This is a genomic window from Bacillus sp. FJAT-26390 (assembly GCF_001682865.1).
In the GTDB taxonomy this organism is placed as follows: domain Bacteria; phylum Bacillota; class Bacilli; order Paenibacillales; family Paenibacillaceae; genus Pristimantibacillus.
Window position 1 is genome coordinate 702424 of record NZ_MAQX01000001.1, and the last position, 20345, is coordinate 722768.

The 20345-nt window shown below is 47.5% G+C and carries 20 protein-coding genes; 17 read left to right on the forward strand and 3 right to left on the reverse strand.

What is annotated here, in order from left to right; genetic code table 11:
* The first annotated feature begins 78 nt into the window (after positions 1–78).
* The 15 genes from A7975_RS03310 to pduL all read left to right on the forward strand — a co-directional run bounded on the left by A7975_RS03310 (position 79) and on the right by pduL (position 14532).
* Positions 79–330 carry a DUF3243 domain-containing protein gene (locus tag A7975_RS03310; protein WP_053375783.1) on the forward strand — a complete coding sequence of 84 codons (252 nt, stop codon included), beginning with the start codon at positions 79–81 and terminating at the stop codon, positions 328–330.
* 188 nt (positions 331–518) lie between these two features.
* Positions 519–1286: a DUF3388 domain-containing protein gene (locus tag A7975_RS03315; protein WP_053377777.1), complete on the forward strand. Its 768-nt coding sequence runs from the start codon at positions 519–521 to the stop codon at positions 1284–1286.
* Positions 1287–1304: 18 nt separating this feature from the next.
* Complete coding sequence (locus A7975_RS03320) at positions 1305–2207, forward strand: helix-turn-helix domain-containing protein (protein WP_065384110.1); 903 nt, start codon at positions 1305–1307, stop codon at positions 2205–2207.
* A 29-nt stretch (positions 2208–2236) separates the two neighbouring features.
* Entirely contained in the window at positions 2237–2731 is a 495-nt protein-coding gene (locus A7975_RS03325) for a YajQ family cyclic di-GMP-binding protein (RefSeq protein WP_053375785.1), read from the forward strand.
* A gap of 300 nt (positions 2732–3031) precedes the next feature.
* Entirely contained in the window at positions 3032–3607 is a 576-nt protein-coding gene (pgsA, locus tag A7975_RS03330) for a CDP-diacylglycerol--glycerol-3-phosphate 3-phosphatidyltransferase (protein WP_053375786.1), read from the forward strand.
* A 98-nt stretch (positions 3608–3705) separates the two neighbouring features.
* Positions 3706–4956: a competence/damage-inducible protein A gene (locus A7975_RS03335; protein ID WP_065384111.1), complete on the forward strand. Its 1251-nt coding sequence runs from the start codon at positions 3706–3708 to the stop codon at positions 4954–4956.
* Between the two features lie 227 nt (positions 4957–5183).
* Complete coding sequence (recA, locus tag A7975_RS03340; protein WP_053375788.1) at positions 5184–6236, forward strand: recombinase RecA; 1053 nt, start codon at positions 5184–5186, stop codon at positions 6234–6236.
* Positions 6237–6315: 79 nt separating this feature from the next.
* Positions 6316–7020: a RecX family transcriptional regulator gene (locus A7975_RS03345; protein ID WP_255314145.1), complete on the forward strand. Its 705-nt coding sequence runs from the start codon at positions 6316–6318 to the stop codon at positions 7018–7020.
* Between the two features lie 181 nt (positions 7021–7201).
* Complete coding sequence (gene rny / locus A7975_RS03350; protein ID WP_053375789.1) at positions 7202–8743, forward strand: ribonuclease Y; 1542 nt, start codon at positions 7202–7204, stop codon at positions 8741–8743.
* Between the two features lie 89 nt (positions 8744–8832).
* Positions 8833–9627 (forward strand): TIGR00282 family metallophosphoesterase, encoded by a 795-nt coding sequence (locus A7975_RS03355; RefSeq protein ID WP_053375790.1) that lies wholly within the window; start codon positions 8833–8835, stop codon positions 9625–9627.
* A 137-nt stretch (positions 9628–9764) separates the two neighbouring features.
* On the forward strand, positions 9765–10025 hold the full coding sequence (locus A7975_RS03360; RefSeq protein WP_006036664.1) for a stage V sporulation protein S: 261 nt from the start codon (positions 9765–9767) through the stop codon (positions 10023–10025).
* 114 nt (positions 10026–10139) lie between these two features.
* Positions 10140–11081, forward strand: a complete 942-nt coding sequence (locus A7975_RS03365) for a dipeptidase (RefSeq protein WP_053375791.1) — start codon at positions 10140–10142, stop codon at positions 11079–11081.
* 183 nt (positions 11082–11264) lie between these two features.
* The gene (locus tag A7975_RS03370; protein WP_053375792.1) at positions 11265–13022 is read left to right on the forward strand and encodes a 2-oxoacid:acceptor oxidoreductase subunit alpha; all 1758 of its coding nucleotides are present in this window, start codon (positions 11265–11267) and stop codon (positions 13020–13022) included.
* The gene (locus tag A7975_RS03375; protein WP_053375793.1) at positions 13000–13866 is read left to right on the forward strand and encodes a 2-oxoacid:ferredoxin oxidoreductase subunit beta; all 867 of its coding nucleotides are present in this window, start codon (positions 13000–13002) and stop codon (positions 13864–13866) included. Before A7975_RS03370 ends, A7975_RS03375 begins: the two co-directional genes overlap by 23 nt.
* A 90-nt stretch (positions 13867–13956) precedes the next feature.
* The gene (gene pduL / locus A7975_RS03380; protein ID WP_483295890.1) at positions 13957–14532 is read left to right on the forward strand and encodes a phosphate propanoyltransferase; all 576 of its coding nucleotides are present in this window, start codon (positions 13957–13959) and stop codon (positions 14530–14532) included.
* 83 nt (positions 14533–14615) lie between these two features.
* Here pduL and A7975_RS03385 read toward each other — a convergent pair whose 3' ends face one another.
* Positions 14616–16112, reverse strand: coding sequence for an MDR family MFS transporter (locus A7975_RS03385; RefSeq protein WP_082197948.1), 1497 nt, complete (start codon positions 16110–16112; stop codon positions 14616–14618).
* 188 nt (positions 16113–16300) lie between these two features.
* Here A7975_RS03385 and A7975_RS03390 point away from each other — a divergent pair, with 188 nt between their 5' ends.
* Positions 16301–16903: a TetR/AcrR family transcriptional regulator gene (locus A7975_RS03390; protein WP_065384112.1), complete on the forward strand. Its 603-nt coding sequence runs from the start codon at positions 16301–16303 to the stop codon at positions 16901–16903.
* Positions 16904–17140: 237 nt separating this feature from the next.
* On the opposite strand, the gene dnaN is transcribed toward A7975_RS03390, so the two are convergent.
* A complete protein-coding gene (gene dnaN / locus A7975_RS03395; RefSeq protein WP_065384113.1) occupies positions 17141–18274 on the reverse strand; it encodes a DNA polymerase III subunit beta in 1134 nt (377 codons plus the stop codon).
* Between the two features lie 15 nt (positions 18275–18289).
* Positions 18290–18529: a hypothetical protein gene (locus A7975_RS03400; protein ID WP_065384114.1), complete on the reverse strand. Its 240-nt coding sequence runs from the start codon at positions 18527–18529 to the stop codon at positions 18290–18292.
* A 221-nt stretch (positions 18530–18750) separates the two neighbouring features.
* Here A7975_RS03400 and miaB point away from each other — a divergent pair, with 221 nt between their 5' ends.
* Complete coding sequence (gene miaB / locus A7975_RS03405; RefSeq protein WP_053375798.1) at positions 18751–20337, forward strand: tRNA (N6-isopentenyl adenosine(37)-C2)-methylthiotransferase MiaB; 1587 nt, start codon at positions 18751–18753, stop codon at positions 20335–20337.
* Positions 20338–20345 lie beyond the last annotated feature (8 nt).

Here is a 20345-nt window from a genome sequence, read left to right on the forward strand (position 1 = left end):
TCTGCATAATTAGAAATGCTTTTACGCATGATAAGACCGTTGATGATTCTTTTCTATACCTGTAGGAGGCGAAGAAACATGTCAACTGTCCTTTCTAATTTTGCGACTTGGAAGCATTTTTTGGCAGAACGTGTAGAACAAGCAAAAAAGATTGGGATGACGGAAGAAACGATTGTTTCCTTAGCTTTTGAGATCGGTTCTTTTCTTGAAGAAAAGGTCGATCCAAAAAATGAGGAAGAACGCGTATTGAAGGAGCTATGGGATGCTGGCGACGAGGCTGAGCGCAAAACGCTCGCCTGCTTGATGGTCAAGCTAGTCCAAAAATCATAGTCCATTTTTACGATGGCGACAATTCGTCAACTGAAGCAGAAGCAGAAGAGCCTCCCTTAAGGAGGCTTTTCTGCAATGTTTCTTTTTGGGTTGCAGGATTGTGACGAAAATTGTAGAATTATGTTTTATGACAGGCACTACAATCATTTACATACTTCTATACGATCAGGTTTAGGACGGTGACAGCTTTGGAGTCGAAACAGTGGTACATGGAATACAAAATACATAAGAACCGACCAGGCTTGCTTGGAGACATCGCCTCATTGCTAGGTATGCTTGAAGTCAATATTATGACGATCAACGGTGTCGAGGACCGGACAAGGGGCATGCTTCTTCAAACCGATGATGACGAGAAGATCGAACTGCTTGGCAAAATGCTTCAAAAAGTTGATAATATTACTGTAAACAAGCTGAGAACGCCTACAATTGTTGATATTTTAGCTGTCCGTCATGGACGCTATATCGAACGGGATTCCGATGATCGCAAAACGTTCCGTTTTACGCGCGACGAGCTCGGAATTTTGGTAGACTTTTTGGGCGAAGTGTTTAAACGTGACGGAAATCAGGTTATTGGATTAAGAGGCATGCCGCGGGTAGGCAAGACGGAATCCATTATAGCAGGCAGCGTTTGCTCGAATAAGCGCTGGACTTTTGTGTCCTCAACCTTGCTTCGGCAGACGGTTAGAAGCCAGCTATCCGAGGATGAAATGCAGCCAAACAACATTTTTATTATAGACGGGATCGTAAGCACGATTCGCTCGAACGAGAAGCATTACGGCTTGCTGCAAGAAATTATGGCTATGCCGTCGACAAAAGTTATCGAGCACCCCGATATATTTATTAAGGAATCCAATTACGATTATAGCCATTTTGACATTATTGTAGAATTGCGCAATACACCAGATGAGGAAATATCTTATGAATCTTTCACAGCTAACTATACAGACGATTTCTAACCGAAAGGAGGCCGTCTCATGTCTGATTTAGGTGAACTACTTCGCAAGGCGAGAGACCAGCGCGGCTTAACGCTTGACGATATTCAAGAAACAACAAAAATTAGAAAACGGTACTTGGAAGCGATTGAAAGTGGGGATCACACGGTTTTACCGGGTCCTTTTTACGTACGGGCATTCGTGAAAAATTATTCAGAAGCAGTTGGACTCGATCCTGATGAAGTTCTACGCTTATATCAGCATGAAGTGCCTGCTGCTCCGGTGGAGCAAATATCTGAGCCGCTTGTCGTCAGAGCGCCGCGCAGAGTGAAATCCCAATCATCAGAGAGGCTTGGCAAAATCGGCTTCAGCGTGATGATGTGGTCCTTTCTTATTTTGATCGTTGTTGTCATCTGGGTTTATGCCATTAATAGAGACTCCGGCGATACAAATAAGGTAGATAACACTACCAATATTACTGACGCTTCTGAAGCGCCAACTACAAATACGGGGAATAACGCCGCTGTTGGCGAGAACACGCCAAGTGCACCGCCTGTTTCTCCTACTCCAACCATTGCGCCGACAACCGTAACGTTTGGCAGCAAAGTGGGCAAGGCAGACCAATATGACATCGGCCCAGCCGGTACGGTCCATAAAGTTGAAATTAAAGTCGTTGGCGGCCGCAGCTGGCTTGAGGTTCGCTCAGGCAGCAACAGCGGCGAGAAGCTATACTCTGCGAATGCAGAGGACGGCACGGTTGAGCCTTATGATCTTACAGGTCCTATCTACATCAATGTAGGCAGAGCCGACTTGACGGAAATTACCGTGGATGGCGTTCCGGTCCCAGACGGCGATCGGGCGGGCTCCAAGAAATTGCTGCTCAAGCCTGTTGGCGGCGATGTAACACCAACGGATGCACCGAAGGAAACACCTAAAACGGAATAATTGATTAATGTAACAAAGGAGAGGTATGAATGGCTTCAGAAAATGCTTTTGATATTGTATCCAAGGTGGATATGCAGGAGCTTGCGAATGCAATTAAACAAGCGGAGCGCGAGATTGAAACGCGCTTTGACTTTAAAGGCAGCAAGAGTTCCATCGCCCTTGAGAAGGAAGAGCTTGTTGTCGCTTCCGAGGATGATTATAAGCTAAAGAACGTGCTTGATATTTTATTGTCCAAAATGGTTAAACGAGGCGTACCGATCAAAAACTTGGATTATGGCAAAATTGAAGGCGCTTCGGGCAATACCGTTCGCCAACGAATTAAGCTAAGACAAGGAATTGAGCAGGATGTCTCGAAAAAAATCAATATTTTGATACGTGATTCGAAGCTGAAAGTGAAAAGCTTGATTCAAGGCGATCAGATTAGAGTATCGGGCAAAAGCCTTGATGATTTGCAGGCAGTCATGAAGCTGCTTAGAGAAGCAGATCTGCCGGTTGAACTGCAATTCACGAATTATCGCTCATAAAACAAAAGCTTCGTTTCATCGTAATTTGAGAAACGAGGCTTTTCGTTTTGGTGCTGCTGGCAATGAAAATTGAGGCTTTAGCCGCTTTTGACACGTGTATTTGCATGTATTATACTTGGTTAGATAGCTCTGCGGAAGGATTTGGGGGAGTACATAGATGAGAGAAAAAACAAATGCTGTTGCTCAGGGCAGTTGCTTGCCAAATGGCCTGCAGCCCGAACGGAAGGCTGATTTCAATCAGGAACAAGGAGTTCGCGTTACGCACACCTTTGAGTTAGATCGATGTAAGGAGGGAATTGCGTGAATCTGGCGAACCGCATTACACTAGCCAGAATATTTTTGGTGCCGGTCATTATGTTCTTTCTGCTCATAAAAATGGATTTGGGGTCGTTCAGCATTTCAGACTTCTCCATAACATACAATCAAATCGCAGCGGCACTCATTTTTATTGTGGCGGCAAGCACAGACGGGTTAGACGGCTATATCGCACGCAAGAACAAAATCGTTACAAACCTCGGCAAGCTGCTCGATCCTTTGGCGGATAAGCTGCTCGTAGCTGCGGTACTGATTTCACTTGTCGAAATGGACAAGCTGAACGCATTGATTGCAATCGTAATTATCAGCCGCGAATTTGCGGTAACCGGCCTTCGCCAGATCGCCCTTCTAGAGGGCTCTGTTATGGCTGCCAGCACATGGGGCAAATGGAAGACGGCCATTCAAATTACGATGATTATCGCGCTGTTGATCAACAATTTCCCATTCAATTTCATTGATTTTCCGTTTGATGTAGTCGCTAGCTGGGTCGCAGCGGCAATTACGGTATATTCGGGTATCGATTATTTCTTGAAAAACAAACATTTGATTCCGGTAGAATAATGTCAAAGCATCTTTCCGTCAAACGGGGAGATGCTTTTGCTTATATGCTTAGTATTATTCAGACATCGCACATTCGAACGCAGAGGAGAACAGGAACCATGAAAGCAGAAATCATTGCGGTCGGCACAGAGCTGCTGCTCGGCCAAATCGTGAATACGAATGCACAGTTTTTGTCGCAAAAGCTTGCGGGTTTAGGCGTTGATGTTTATTTCCAAACGGTAGTAGGGGACAACGCCCAGCGGCTGAGGCAAGCGATCGAAATCGGGAGAAGCCGTGCGGACCTGCTCGTCTTTACGGGCGGTCTCGGGCCTACGCAAGATGATCTTACGAAGGATGTATTAGCCGATTATTTGAATCGCGAGCTGCTTATTCACGAGCCTTCGATGGCTCAAATCGAGCAGTTGTTCAGCTCACGAGGCATTCACATGGTGGAGAGCAATCGCCGGCAGGCCCTTATGATCGAAGGCGGAGAGCCGCTTGAAAATACGACAGGACTTGCTGTAGGCAATGGCTTGTTAGTCGATGGCACGCATTATTTGCTGCTGCCTGGGCCGCCGCGCGAAATGAAGCCGATGATGGACGGTGCCGGCGAGGTGTGGCTGCGTTCTGTGCTTGGTACAGTAGAGCCGCTCTACTCGCGGTTGCTGAAATTCGTCGGGATTGGCGAGTCCAATCTTGAAGCAAAGCTGCTTGATTTGATTGACGGCCAGGTTGATCCAACCATCGCCCCCTATGCGAAGGAAGGCGAGGTGGCTATCCGGGTTTCCACCAAAGCGGGCACAGCGTTAGATGCGGATCGGAAAATCGATGAGACCGTCGAGAAGATTAAGGAACGGGTTGGCGAGTTTTTGTACGCGCAGCAGGACATCCCGATCGAAGAGGAGGTTGTGCACCTTCTGAGAGCCTCAAGGCGTAAGCTGGCGAGCGCGGAAAGCTGTAGCGGGGGTTTGTTCGCAGAACTTATTACAAACGTTCCTGGGAGCAGTGGAGAGTACGTAGGAGGGGTAGTTACTTATACCAATATAATGAAGCATCATCTGCTCAGCATTCCGTTGACGCAGCTTGAGGGCGAAGGCGCGCCGGGTGCAATCAGCGATTCGACCGCCGCACTGATGGCGGAGCGGGTGAGAGAGATGTCCGACGCTGACTTTGGCGTTTCTTTAACGGGCGTTGCCGGGCCGGCAGAATCCGAAGGCAAGCCGGTAGGGCTTGTCTACGTAGGCATAGCTGAGCGAGGCAAACCAACAATCGTTCACACGTTGAACCTTAGCGGCGGAAGAGGAATGATCAGGCTGCGGGCTGTAAAAGCTGCACTTTACCGACTATGGCAGGCGCTGCAAGCGCAGTAACCGGAAGCGGGGCTGACGGAATAAATAAAGTTTGTCAATTGTCGAATAGACAGCTATAATGAAGAATAGTTACCGGAAGAACCGTGGCGAAGATTACTTTGCTGCGGTTTTTTTATGCCCACTTGCGGGGGTCAAATAAAAAGGCGAATGTATGTTCGAAAAAATGCTTGTCAACCCGCCGGAAAAAAGGTATCATAACATTATAAATAAAGAAGGATGTGAGTTTCTTGTCGGATCGTCGCGCTGCACTAGAAATGGCTTTGCGTCAAATTGAGAAACAATTTGGTAAAGGCTCCATCATGAAATTAGGAGAATCTACACACATGCAAGTAGAGACCGTGCCTAGCGGTTCGCTTGCTCTCGATATCGCATTAGGAATAGGCGGCTTGCCGCGTGGACGGGTTATTGAAATATACGGACCGGAATCATCCGGTAAAACGACAGTTGCGCTGCATGCGATTGCAGAGGTTCAACGCATTGGCGGACAAGCTGCCTTTATCGATGCTGAGCATGCACTTGATCCGCTTTATGCAAGCAAGCTAGGCGTCAACATTGACGAGCTATTGCTTTCACAGCCTGATACGGGCGAGCAAGCATTGGAAATCGCCGAAGCGCTCGTACGCAGCGGCGCTGTTGATATCGTCGTTATTGACTCCGTTGCCGCACTCGTACCGAAAGCGGAAATTGAAGGCGACATGGGGGATTCCCACGTAGGACTTCAAGCACGTCTGATGTCTCAGGCTTTGCGTAAGCTTTCCGGAGCGATCAGCAAATCGAAGACGATTGCGATCTTCATCAACCAATTGCGTGAGAAAGTCGGCGTTATGTTCGGTAACCCTGAGACAACGCCAGGTGGACGCGCTTTGAAATTCTACTCCAGCGTACGTCTTGACGTACGTCGTATTGAAACGTTGAAACAAGGCAATGACATGGTCGGTAACCGTACTCGTATCAAGGTTGTTAAGAACAAAGTAGCTCCTCCGTTCAAACAAGCCGAGATCGACATCATGTACGGCGAAGGCATCTCCAGAGAAGGTACGCTAGTTGATATTGGCGTTGAGATGGACATCGTACAGAAAAGCGGAGCATGGTTCTCTTACAATGGCGAGCGCCTTGGTCAAGGCCGCGAGAATGCGAAGCAGTACTTGAAGGATCATAAGGATATCGCTGAAGTAATCGAGAAACAGATCCGTGATGCAAGCAACCTGTCGGCAGCTGCAACTCAGGCTAATTTCAAAGCTGAGGAAGAAGACGACGAAGAGTTCGAAGATCTAGAATAAATCGACCTGAAATCATACATGCTGAAGCTTCGCCGCCCCATTAGGGGCGGCGAAGCTTTGTTTAGAGAGGATGTACGGTGTGGCACATAGCAATTTGAACAAGGAAGAGCAATGGATGATTTTATCAGTTCGCCAAGATAAGAAGGAACGGAAATTATACCATCTCTTTGCAAAGTCAGAAGAGGCGATATTATCGGTTCATGAAGATATATTAATCCGTTTTCGACTGACAAAAGGGCAATTGCTAACGGAGGCTCTAATCGAAGAAATACGGATGGAAGATGAGCGCTACCGTGCTTATGTTCTGGCTATCGCTTATTTGGGTGCCAAGCCGAGAACAAGAAATCAAATCGAGCAGTATTTAAACCGCAAGTTATTTGAAGCCGACAACATTCAATATGCCCTTGACCGTTTAGAAAGGGAGCATATTGTGGATGATGAACAATATGCGCATCATTTTGCGGATAGCCGGCTTAGAAACAGCTTGAAAGGGCGTCGCTTCATTCAGCAAGAGCTGCAGCAGCGAGGCGTGTCGAAAGAAGCCGCAGCAGAAGCAACAGCAGCATTAGACCGCGAGGTAGAAATAGCATCAGCCAAAAAAGCTGCGGAGAGAAAATGGCGTTCTTCAAAAGGCGAACCAAAAGGCGGAAAACGCATGCTTATAGGCTATTTGATGCGTAGAGGCTTTCCATCTGATATCGTGAAGGAAGCTATAAAGTGGATGGATCTAAATGGGGAAGACGATGTATTCGAGGAAGATGATGGGCTTTTGCTTGACAATTGATTTTACGAAAAGATAAAATGAGGTTGTATTCCTTCATTACTGAATCAATTTTCCTTCCAAAAGTTGATTCAAAACGATTATTTTCGTCAAATTAGTAAATGTTGAAACGGTTTGAAGCCGGTTGAAAACCTAATATCATCCCAAGCAGTGCCTTGGTGTATGCAACAAGGAGGTGAACAAGATGCCTGAGATCGTTTGGATCTTGATCTGTCTCTTTGTTGGCGCAATATTCTTTGGGATTGGTTATTTTATTCGAAAGTCGATTGCCGAGGCCAAAATTTCAAGTGCTGAGCAAGCTGCGATCCAAATCGTAGAAAATGCGAAGAAGGAAGCGGAAGCTCAGAAGAAAGAAACCGTGCTAGAGGCAAAAGATGAAGTCCACAAACTTCGTTCCGAAGCCGAGAGAGACATTCGTGAACGACGCAACGAGGCTCAACGTCAGGAAAGACGTTTGCTCCAAAAAGAGGAGTCGCTGGATAAAAAGTTAGAAGCGCTAGAACGCAAAGAAGAAACTGTAGCCAACAAAGAAAAACGGATCGAAGAAACGCAAGAGGAGATTGATTCCATTTACAAGCAGCAGCTTAGTGAATTGGAACGCATATCGAGTCTAACAACGGAAGATGCGAAATCGATCATTTTATCCAATGTTGAACAGGAAGTACGACATGAGACAGCACAGATGATCAAAGAGATCGAGCAGCAAGCGAAAGAAGAGGCAGATAAGAAAGCCCGTAATATTATATCACTTGCGATTCAACGCTGTGCGGCGGATCATGTGGCTGAGACGACGGTTTCCGTTGTTACTTTGCCTAATGAAGAAATGAAAGGCCGCATTATTGGGCGTGAAGGCCGAAATATCCGTGCTTTGGAAACATTGACTGGTATCGATCTAATCATCGACGATACACCGGAAGCGGTCATTTTATCTGGTTTCGACCCGATAAGACGCGAAATTGCCCGTACTTCTTTGGAAAAGCTTGTAGCTGATGGTCGTATCCATCCTGCCCGCATTGAAGAAATGGTTGAAAAATCTCGTAAAGAAGTGGACGAGCGCATCCGTGAATACGGTGAGCAAGCTACTTTCGAGGTTGGTGTTCATGGCTTGCACCCGGACTTGATCAAAATTCTTGGTCGATTGAAGTACCGGACAAGTTATGGTCAAAACGTATTGAAGCACTCCATGGAGGTTGCTTACTTGACTGGCTTGATGGCAGCAGAGCTTGGCGAAGATATTACGCTGGCGAAGCGTGCAGGATTGCTGCATGATATCGGTAAAGCGCTAGACCACGAAGTGGAAGGCTCGCACGTTGAGATCGGCGTTGAGCTTGCGAAGAAATACAAGGAGCATCCTGTCGTTATTAACAGTATTGCCTCCCATCACGGTGATACGGAAGCGACTTCCGTTATCGCGATGCTCGTAGGAGCGGCTGATGCTTTGTCGGCAGCGCGTCCGGGAGCTCGTCGTGAAACGCTTGAAACGTACATTAAACGTCTGGAGAAGCTTGAAGATATTTCCGAATCGTTTGATGGCGTTGAAAAATCGTATGCGATTCAAGCTGGCCGCGAAGTGCGCGTCATGGTGCAGCCAGAAAAAATCGACGATACAGAAGCTTTCCGCCTCGCACGTGATATTACAAAAAAAATCGAGAGCGAGCTCGATTATCCGGGACATATTAAAGTTACGGTTATTCGAGAAACACGCGCGGTTGAATATGCGAAGTAAGCAACAAAAAAATATTAGCTTTACGGAAAAGTGGCTGCTAGTTAGCCACTTTTCTGTTTGCAGGCGTACAAAAAAGGAAGTGTACTCACATGAATGTATTATTTATCGGTGATATCGTAGGGAACGTTGGAAGAAACGCATTAAAGCGTGTGCTGCCAGCTCTTAGAAGCAAATACAACCCGCATATTATTATTGCGAACGGCGAGAATGCAGCTGCTGGCCGCGGGATTACGGCAACGATTGCGAAGGAATTTTTCGAATGGGGTATCCATGGCATTACGATGGGTAACCATACGTGGGATAATAAAGATATTTTTGAATGGATCGATGAGGAGCCGCGGATTGTCCGTCCGGCGAATTATGCAGAAGGTGCTCCAGGACAAGGCATGGCCTTTATTAAAGCCGGTGGAAAGCAGCTGGCTATCATTAACTTGCAAGGCCGTACGTTTTTGCCGCCGATCGATTGCCCTTTCCGCAAGGCAGATGAGCTAATCGAAGAGGCCAAGGAGCAGACCAACAACATTCTAGTCGATTTTCATGCGGAAGCAACCTCCGAGAAGATTGCAATGGGCTGGCATTTGGACGGCAGAGCTTCAATCGTGCTTGGCACGCATACGCATGTGCAGACGAATGACGATACGATTTTGCCTGGGGGAACGGCTTACATAACGGATGTTGGCATGGTTGGGCCAAAGGAAGGCGTACTTGGGATGGAGCGCACCGCTGTTTTGCATAAATTCATTACGCAGCTCCCGGTACGGTTTGTTGTCGATGAAGGCAGCTGGCATTTGCATGCGATATCTGTTCAAATTGACGATGCTACGGGACAAGCGCGGAAAATCGAGAAGATTCGCCTCACGGAAGATGAATGGCTTCTCATGTAACGCTTTGAATCTTTGAAAAGTTCCGACAATTCAGAACAGTTTGTTAATTACAAGAATAAAAGCAGGAATTTTTTAATCTCCCTCGAATACTATTTAAAAGTGGAATCCATCCAACAGTCCAAGGGGAGGTTCTTTTTATGGATGTATTAAAAGTTTCAGCAAAGTCCAATCCAAATTCCGTTGCAGGTGCGCTAGCTGGCGTTCTTCGTGAACGTGGTGGTGCGGAACTGCAAGCCATTGGAGCTGGTGCGTTAAACCAAGCGATCAAGGCCGTTGCTATTGCTCGCGGGTTTGTCGCTCCCAGCGGGGTGGATCTAATTTGCATTCCAGCTTTTACCGACATCGTTATCGATGGGGAGGACCGAACAGCAATCAAATTGATTGTTGAACCTCGGTAGCAAGTCCAGGCGGCGTTAACAAATAAGCCAAATGGATGAAAATGAAACGTTTCGCCTGTTTACGTCGTAGACAGGTTTTTTTGCTGCGACTCTAACGGATAGGATGGTGCGGCTATGAAAGTGGTCGATTTTCATTGCGATGTGTTATGCAAACTGTTGCTTGATGAGGAACTGACGTTTCAAGGAAGCAAGCCTGAACGATTAGATGTTACATACGAGCGCCTGAAGGCGGCTGGAACCGTTCTGCAAACATTCGCGATCTACATTCCCCAATCGATAAACGGACGGTTAGAGCCTATTTTGGAGAGCGTGGATCGCTTTCACCAGAAGGTGTTGGCTTGCAAGGATATGAGATGGGTGAGGACGGCTGAGGAGCTGGACTCTTGCATAAAGGATGGGAAGATAGGAGCGCTATTATCGCTTGAAGGAGTCGATGGGCTTCAAGGGCAGCTGTCTATGCTGCGCATTATGCATCAGCTAGGGGTACGCGCCGCGGGCTTGACATGGAATCATGCAAACTGGGCTGCTGACGGCGCGATGGAGCCTCGTGGCGGAGGCCTGACGGCAAAAGGTAGATTGTTTGTAGAAGAATGCGATAAATTGGATATACTGATAGATGTATCCCATTTGTCCGAACGCGCGTTTTGGGAGGTGGCCGAGCTATCGCAAAGACCGGTGCTTGCCTCCCATTCTAACGCAAAAGCGATTTGCGACCATCCGCGCAACTTGACGGATGCACAGATCGAACGATTAATTGGCAAGGACGGGCTCATCGGCGTCACTTTTGTGCCATGGTTTGTATCAGGTGCTGAGGTTGTCGTGATCGATGACTTGCTCAGGCATATTGAGCATATTTGCGAGCTAGGCGGGGAATCGCATCTAATGCTTGGGTCCGATTTTGACGGCATCGATCAATATATAAAGGGATTAACGCATCCCGGCGAGCTTATAGCGCTACAAGAAGCGCTGCTCCAAAGGTATTCCGCAAGCCAAACCGAGCAATTTATGTCCGGAAACGCCCTTCGTTTTTTGAGAAAAATGCTTCCCGCTCGCTAAACGGCGTTCAATCTACTTGCGGTATGGATTCAATCGAAACAAACTATGCTTTCATTAAGCGTTTACATCTTGATTTTTATGAATATGCGCTTTAAACTTGTTGTGACTGTTATGACTTATACTATATAATTGCTTAATAATATTAATTATTTGCACGTTCTAGAAAAAGAGGAGTTGGGCATTTTGATCAGTCAATTGTCTTGGAAGATCGGGGGACAACAAGGGGAAGGGGTCGAAAGTACGGATCGAATCTTTTCCACGGCTCTTAACCGCTTGGGCTATTATTTATATGGATATAGGCATTTTTCTTCGAGAATCAAGGGCGGACATACCAATAATAAAATTCGTATAAGCACGAAGCCTATTCGTGCTATTTCTGATGATTTGGATATTCTAGTCGCGTTCGACCAGGAGAGTATCGATCTGAATGCGAAGGAGCTGCGTCTAGGCGGCGTTATCGTAGCGGATGCCAAATTTAATCCGACCATTCCTGAGGGCATCGACGCAAGGCTGTTTGCGGTTCCGATTACGGCTATGGCCGAGGAGCTGGGCACTTCCTTGATGAAAAACATGGTTGCCTCCGGCGCATCATGGGCGCTTCTAGGGCTGCCGCTTGAAGTATTCAACAAAGCGGTAGAAGAAGAGTTCGGACGCAAAGGCGCAGCGATCGTTGAGAAAAACATTGAAGCGGTTAAACGCGGCGCCGAGTTTGTGCTCGAGCAAGCGGGCGGACCGCTTGATGAGTTTAAGCTGGATGCGGCTGACGGACAGCAGAAGCTGTTCATGATCGGCAATGAAGCGATCGGTCTTGGCTCAATCGCAGCAGGCTGCCGCCTGATGGCAGCTTATCCGATTACGCCGGCTTCCGAGATTATGGAATATTTGATCAAAAAGCTTCCTAAATTCGGCGGTACGGTAGTCCAAACCGAAGATGAGATCGCAGCGGTGACAATGGCGATTGGCGCCAACTATGCCGGAGTGCGCACGATGACGGCATCCGCTGGTCCTGGCCTTGCGCTTATGATGGAAGCAATCGGCCTTGCCGGCATGACGGAAACACCGCTAGTTATCGTAAACACGCAGCGCGGCGGCCCATCTACGGGACTTCCGACGAAGCAAGAGCAATCCGATTTGAACGCTATGGTTTATGGCACGCATGGTGAAATTCCAAAAATCGTAATCGCGCCTGCCTCCATCGAGGATTGCTTCTACGACACAATTGAATCGTTTAACCTTGCTGAGCAGTATCAGGTTCCGGTCATTTTGATGACGGATCTGCAGCTATCGTTAGGCAAACAATCCTGCGATGTGCTGGATTACAACAAAATTGAAATTAAACGTGGCAAGCTGGTCGAGAATGTGCCAGCGCTTGAAGGCCATGATTTATTTAAACGATATGAGCTTACGGAAGACGGCGTTTCCCCTCGCGTATTGCCAGGCGAGAAGGGCGGCCTTCATCACGTAACGGGTGTAGAGCATGATGAGACGGGACGTCCGTCCGAGAATGCATTGAACCGTCAGAATATGATGGATAAGCGTCTTGGCAAGCTGGACAATATGCTCATCAGGGATGCGATTCGCGTAGATGCTCCACATGAAACGCCGGAGCTTCTCATTATCGGAATGGGTTCAACAGGCGGCACGATTGATGAAGCGAGAAGCTTGCTTGCTCAGGAAGGCGTATCAACGAACCATATTACGATTCGCCAGATTCATCCGTTCCCGACGAAACCTCTGCTTCCTTACTTGCAAAATGCAAAAAAAGTGATCGTCATCGAGAACAATGCTACCGGACAGCTCGCAGCCCAAATAAAAATGAATGCAGGTTTCGCAGAAAAAATCGAAAGCTTGCTCAAATATGACGGCAATCCGTTCCTGCCCTCCGACGTTCACAAAGCATGTAAGGAGTTGAGTTTAGATGGCAACGTTCAAAGAGTTTAGAAACAATGTAAAGCCTAACTGGTGCCCGGGCTGCGGAGACTTCTCCATTCAAGCGGCTATTCAGCGCGCAGCTGCTAACGTAGGGCTAGAACCGGAAAACTTGGCTGTCATTTCCGGCATTGGTTGCTCCGGCCGTATTTCCGGTTACATCAATGCCTACGGCTTCCACGGCATTCATGGCCGCGTGCTTCCAATCGCGCAGGGCGTAAAGCTTGCTAACCGCGAGCTTACGGTTATCGCTTCGGGCGGAGACGGAGACGGCTTTGCAATCGGTATGGGCCACACGGTTCACGCGATTCGCCGTAACTTGAACGTTACGTATATCGTTATGGATAACCAAATTTACGGCTTGACGAAAGGCCAAACCTCGCCGCGCAGCGCCGAGGGCTTCAAAACCAAATCGACGCCGGAAGGTTCGATCGAGTCGACGCTTTCGCCGCTTGAAATTGCACTATCCGCAGGCGCTACGTTTGTCGCCCAATCGTTCTCCAGCGATTTGAAGCAATTAACGAAGCTGATCGAAGAAGGCATTAACCATGAAGGCTTCTCCTTGATCAACGTATTCAGTCCATGCGTAACCTTCAACAAAATCAACACGTATGACTGGTTTAAGGAAAATATCGTGAACCTGGAGCAATTCCCGGATTACGATCCTTCCAACCGCGTGCTTGCGATGAACAAGATTATGGAAACAAACGGTATGCTTACCGGTCTTATTTATCAGAACAAAACGCGTAAATCCTATGAGGACCTAGTAACAGGCTTCAAGCAAGAGGGCCTTGCAAAGCAGAATATCAAGATTTCCTCCGAGGAATTCGAGAAGCTTGTTGCCGAATTTAAATAAATGGTATGATAAGCATACGGCTTAACGGCTGTATGCTTTTTCATTCGAGAGTTTGGAAAAACGATTATTTTACTGCAGGAGAGTGACAACATGATACATAGGGAAGTTCCTATCGGCGTATCTGCAAGACACATTCACTTATCAGAAGAGCATGTCGAGCTTCTGTTCGGAAAAGGATACACATTAACAGAAATGAAGCCATTGTCTCAGCCTGGCCAATATGCAGCGAATGAAACCGTAGCTGTGGTTGGTCCAAAAGGGACATTTGCCAAAGTTAGAATTCTTGGCCCTACTAGAAAGCAGACGCAGCTTGAGGTGTCACGCACAGACGCGTTTGCGCTTGGCGTTAATCCGCCAGTAAGAGAGTCAGGCGATACGAAGGGTTCGGCAGGCATTAAGCTTCAAGGGCCTGCTGGAGAGGTTACGATCGAAGAAGGCGTTATTGTTGCCGCTCGTCATATTCACTTTCATACAAGCGATGCAGAGCGCTACGGCATTGCGGACAAGCAGCTGCTGAAGGTTCGTTTTGCAGGCGAGCGCGGCGTCGTGTTCGAAAATGTAGTCGCGCGTGTATCTGAGCAATATGCGCTTGATATGCATATCGATACCGATGAAGCGAACGCGGCAGGCGTAAAAAACGGAGACAAAGCAGAAATCATAGAGTAAATCGAAAGAAAAGACAGCTTCCTAGTCGTCAATGACGATTTCGGAGCTGTCTTTTTTTGATGCAAGTGAATAAGTAGTTTCGATTAATGGCCCATCATCATAGATACTTCAGGCTTATCATCAGGGTTAGCGCCGAGCTCTTGCTTCGGTCTGCGAAGCAGCAAGGCAGCGATCGCGCCGATGATCGAAATCGAAGCTAGAATGAAGAACGTATCGCCATAGGAAGAATACACGACGTTAGGTCCTGGGTTAGTTGTGCCGTAATGCTCCATTCTGCTGGCAAGAATCGTAGATAAGCCAGCGATTGCGAAGGAGGTCATGACCTGCTGCGCAGCTGCTGTTAGCGAGGTTACGCGGCTTACCAGCTCTTTTGGAGCGGACTGCATGATATGCGTGTTAAGCGGCATCATTGACAAGCCCATACCTGCTCCTAGCATGGCTAGTGGAATCATAAGCGTAAGAAGTGTCGTATCCGCAGAAATTTGGCTTAAAATAAAGCCGGCTATCGTTACGATCGTAAGGCCTGCAATAACAACGGGGCGTGCGCCAAAACGGTCAAACAGCTTGCCACCGATCGGCATGAAGATACCGGCTGCAAGTGCTTGCGGAAGCAAGATCAGGCCCGTGTCAAAAGCGGAGTAGCCTTTGGCGATTTGCAAGAAAATCGGTACGAGGAACAATGTTCCAAAAAGAGCGATTTGTACAATCCATTGCAAAATGATGCCGCGCGTGAAATTGCCTGATTTGAATACGCGAAGCTCAAGCAGCGGTTCTTTGCGGCTAAGCTCAACGATGATGAAAATAATAAGCGCGATGCCGCCTACGATCATGCCCGTAAGAGCTTCAGGGGAGGTCCAGCCGCTTCCTGCGCCGCCTTCACCGCCGCCAGCTGAGCTTACGCCATAAGCAAGCATAGCGAAGGCAAGTGGAGCGAATATCATGCCCAAGAAGTCAAGGGTAGGAACACGTTTGCGATCTACGGTAGGCAAAGTGCGAAGCCCTACGATTACGGCAACGACACCAATCGGAAGGTTGATGATAAAAATCCAGTGCCAAGATACATAATCAACGAGCCAGCCAGCCACTACAGGACCAAGAGCAGGTGCCAGCAGCATCGGAATACCGATCATGCCCATCACTGCGCCTTGTTTGCCCGGAGGGCTAAGTCTAAAGGTGAAGGCCATTGCGATTGGTGCAACCATACCGCCGCCAAGACCTTGGATAACCCGGAATACGATAAGCTGCTCAGCCGTCGTAGCCAAAGCGCATAGTCCCGAACCGAGTGTAAACATAATGATCGAGAACAAGAAGATTTGTTTGGCTCCGAAACGATCGGACATCCATCCTGCAAGCGGGATAACGGCAGCCTGCGCAAGCGCATAACCAGTTATCGTCCATTGAACGATAGACATCGAGCTGTTGAAATCTTTCATGAGCCCAGGCATAGCAACATTCATTGCGGTACCATCCAAAATAACCATAAACATACCGACAATGATGGCAATGAGCGGTGCAATAATATTGCGGATCGACATCGGATCACCACCAACGGGTGCTGCTTTTTTTGAAGCTGAAGCCATTTCATTTCCTCCTATCCAAATGTAGAGGTCTATCCTTCCTATTGTTGACCTGTGCTAACCTGTCAGGCTACAATAAAAAGATGACCGCATCTATGAGCGGACAATTGTCCGCATTACTGAATAATAAAGACGAATGAGGCAATTGTCAATCGTTTCATTTGTAAACGCGGAAAAAGGAGATTGGAACGATGGCTGCACCAGAAAACGGCAGAACGAAACAAGAACTCAGCAAAGCGATTTTGCATACTGCTAATCACTTGTTTACGGAGCATGGAGTAGAATCGGTCAGCATGCACCAAATCGCCAGATCGGTTGGCATTGGTCAAGGCACCCTTTACCGGCGGTATTCAAATAAGGGCGATTTGTGTATGGATATGATGAAAGAGAACTTCGCTATTTTCATCAATGAGATCGAAGCATATTTGACTGAGGGAACACAGTTGTCCGTTCAAGAGAGATTGAGCGGGGTTATGCGTAAAATTATTGCATTCATCGACAAAGAGTCGAGATGGCTTGGCGTCGTACATGCCTATAACAAAATCGAAGACCATAAGGGTGATTTTTTCCAATCCCCGCCTTATCTTTATTTGCATGGCGTGTTGAGCAGCCTGATTAAGGAAGGGATCGAGAAGAAGCAAATGCAATCGATTGATCCGGCATATGCGGCTCATTCCTTTATATCAGTTCAATCGCCGCATACGTTTAGACAGCTTCGCTGCGTTATGGGTTACACCTGCGAAGAAATTCAGGACAATTTTTGCAAGACCTTTATTGACCCTTTGTTTCGTTAAGCTAGTCACATTGGACTCATATTTGGGTGTTTTTGAATGATAAGGTTGGAAAGCCACTCGATCGGGAGTGCGCAGAAATACGGCTAATTTCTAGATCTAATGCTGGAAGATTAGCTTGCTTGAGAGAAAGGGGCTGTCTCGAAAGGTCAGAAATGACCTTAGGGCAGCCCCTCTTATTTTGAAACCGAACTTTTAAGACTCTCGAGTATAGCTTTGATGACTGCACCTAAGTCACCTTTATGGCTGATGCGCCGTCCGCACCGGAGTAATGATGTATAAAGCGTCGGGGCTGTTCGCCGGTTGGATGATGATCGGCTTATGCTTGCCTGAGAAACGCAAATGAACCTGCTCGCTTTCAATCGCCTGCAAAATATCCTTCATAAATTTCCCGTTAAAAAACACGGTCAAAGCTTCGCCGCTGAACGCTGGTATTTCGAGCTTTGCCGACACATCGCCGATTTCAGCTGTTTTAGCAAATAACTCAGCCTCGTTCGGTGTGATTTGCAGCCCGATAACAGGCACCTCGCGTGCGAGCAGGGTGACCCGTTGAACGGCATGAAGGAAAGAAGCCGTATCCAATGTCAATTCCGCCGTAAATTGCTTTGGGGTAAGCTTATCCACGGAGGGAAATGTGCCTTGAATAAGCAGGGATTGCATGCTGAAATTTTGCGTTTTCAAGCTAATCATGTGGTCCGCGAGCGTAATTTGTGTGGAGCTTGGGCCGTCAGGCAGCATTTTGGAATAATCGGATAGATGTTTGGCGGGAATGACAACGTTAGGAATGACCGTTGTTTGGTGTGTGATTAGATTTGCCGTGCGCGCTGCAAGCCTGATGCCGTCAGTGGCGATGAGTTTAAGCTTTTCCCCGTCTGCCTCGCATGAAATCCCCGTCAATAAGAGCTTTGACTCATTGGTCGACGCAGCAAAAGTGACTTGCTTGACCATCTTTTTCAATTCGGCATTGCCTATGTTAAAAACAGCGGACTTATCCAAGCTAAGCATATCCGGAAATGGAGAGGAATCCATTGTTGCCAATCTATAGACGGAGTTGTCGGACTCGATATGTATATAAGGATTCGCAAGCTCTTTAAGCGTAATGATACGGTCACCAGGAAAACTGCGAACGATGTCTATCAAAAAACGGGCAGGAATAACCACGCTTCCTGATTGATGAATGATTAGCTGCTCGGAGCAACAAGGTATCAAGTATTGCAGCGTTACAGAAGCGTTGGAGGCTGTAAGCGTCAAGCCGCTAGTGCCGGCATGCACCTTAATGCCTGTTAGAATGGGAGAGACTGCTTTAGCCGAGAGTCCGGCCGCAATATGCTGTAGTCCGATATGCAGCGATGGCTGAGAAACGTCAACCCACATGAGCTTCACCTGTCCTTACGTATTATGCAATGAAGCTTCAATCATGCCGCGAATAACTTCGGATTTAGACAGTCCGGATACGCTGCATCTATTTTCAAGCTCATCCCAAACTTGTTTTGTGAGCGTCAACGAAACTTTTTTCGTTTCGCCTATTCCTTTTCTTCCGGCACCAGCGCGCGGCCCGCCTCGAGAGAACATGAGCGACACTTGTCCCTCCTGATCGGGCACTGCGATTTTAATCTTTTTTCCGGTCATGGATGTTCCTCTCCTTCTTTTGAATTAAGTAACCTTATTCATAACCTCTCTATTAACTTTATCATGGAAAAAACGATAGGGCAAGGGGAGGAGTCTAGCCTTTTTTTGCTTAGGGATATGATGGATTAGGCGGGGGCGTTGTGGTATAATTTCATATTGATGTTTAAATAGATTGAAAATAATGTTTTAACGGCATTGAAAATAAAGGATGTGAGAACACAATGACGAAAGCGAACTCAACGGACTTAAAATCTGTCAAGGGTGATAAGGACTATTCCAAATATTTTGATTTCTCAGATGCGAAGGTGCTGAGTGAAGAGGATGGGAAAACGACTTTACGCATTAAGGGTCGCAACATTCAAATTAACTCTACTCCGAATCACAAGGACGAGAAAAAACGCGGCAAAGAGGATATCGAGGTTCATTATGATTTTTCGATTCCGGATGAGCTGCGTACGATCGGCGTGGGCAAGTTTTATTTAATCCAAACGTACGGCTGCCAAATGAACGAGCATGACACTGAAGTCATGAAGGGCATGTTCGAGGAGATGGGCTATCAGGCTACGGAGGATCGTTTGCTTGCTGACGTGATTTTGCTCAACACCTGCGCGATTCGCGAAAATGCGGAGGACAAAGTGTTTGGGGAGCTTGGCCACTTGAAGACGCTGAAGACGGAAAAACCCGATTTGCTGCTCGGCGTTTGCGGCTGCATGTCGCAAGAAGAGTCGGTAGTCGGACGTATTTTGCAAAAGCATTCTTTTGTCGATATGATCTTTGGAACGCATAACATACATAGGCTTCCCCATTTGCTGCAAAATGCTTACTTCAGCAAAGAGCTGGTCGTCGAGGTATGGTCCAAGGAAGGCGATATCATTGAAAATATGCCTAAGAAGCGTGAAGGCATGCGCGCTTGGGTTAATATCATGTATGGCTGTGATAAATTTTGTACGTATTGCATCGTGCCTTACACGAGAGGCAAAGAACGCAGCAGGCGTCCCGAGGACGTTATTGCCGAGGTTCGCGAGCTGGCTAGACAAGGCTTTAAGGAAGTTACGCTGCTTGGACAAAATGTTAACGCATACGGGAAAGACTTCGAGGACATCAGCTACCGTTTTGGCGATTTGATGCAGGATATGTCCAAGATCGATATTCCGCGCGTTCGTTTTATGACGAGCCACCCGCGTGATTTTGACGACCACTTGATCGAGGTGCTTGGGACAGGCGGCAATTTAGTAGAGCACATCCATTTGCCTGTACAGTCCGGAAGCACGGAAATATTAAAAAGAATGAGCCGTAAGTATACGCGTGAGATGTATTTGGAGCTGGTTCAAAAAATTAAGCTAGCTATTCCAAACGCGATGCTGACTTCAGATATAATCGTTGGTTTCCCTGGGGAGACGGATGAGCAGTTCGAGGATACGATGACGCTTGTGAAGGAAGTAGGCTTTGATTCAGCCTATACCTTCTTATACTCACCGCGCGAGGGAACGCCTGCCGCCGGCATGGAGGACAATGTGCCGCTAGAGGTGAAGAAGGCGCGTCTACAGCGCTTGAATGCACAGCTGGCTGCTAACGCAAGAGAGAAAAACGAGCTGCTTCGAGGAGAAATCGTCGAGGTGCTGATTGAAGGCGAGAGCAAAAATAACGCGAACGTCCTCTCCGGACGGACGCGCACGAACAAACTCGTTCATCTGGAAGGGCCAAAGGAATGGATCGGCCAGTTTATTATGGCGAAGGTAACCGAGGCCCAAACTTGGTACATCAAAGCGGAGTCGATTGAACAAAGCACACAAGAAGCCGTTAGCTAACGGTAAAA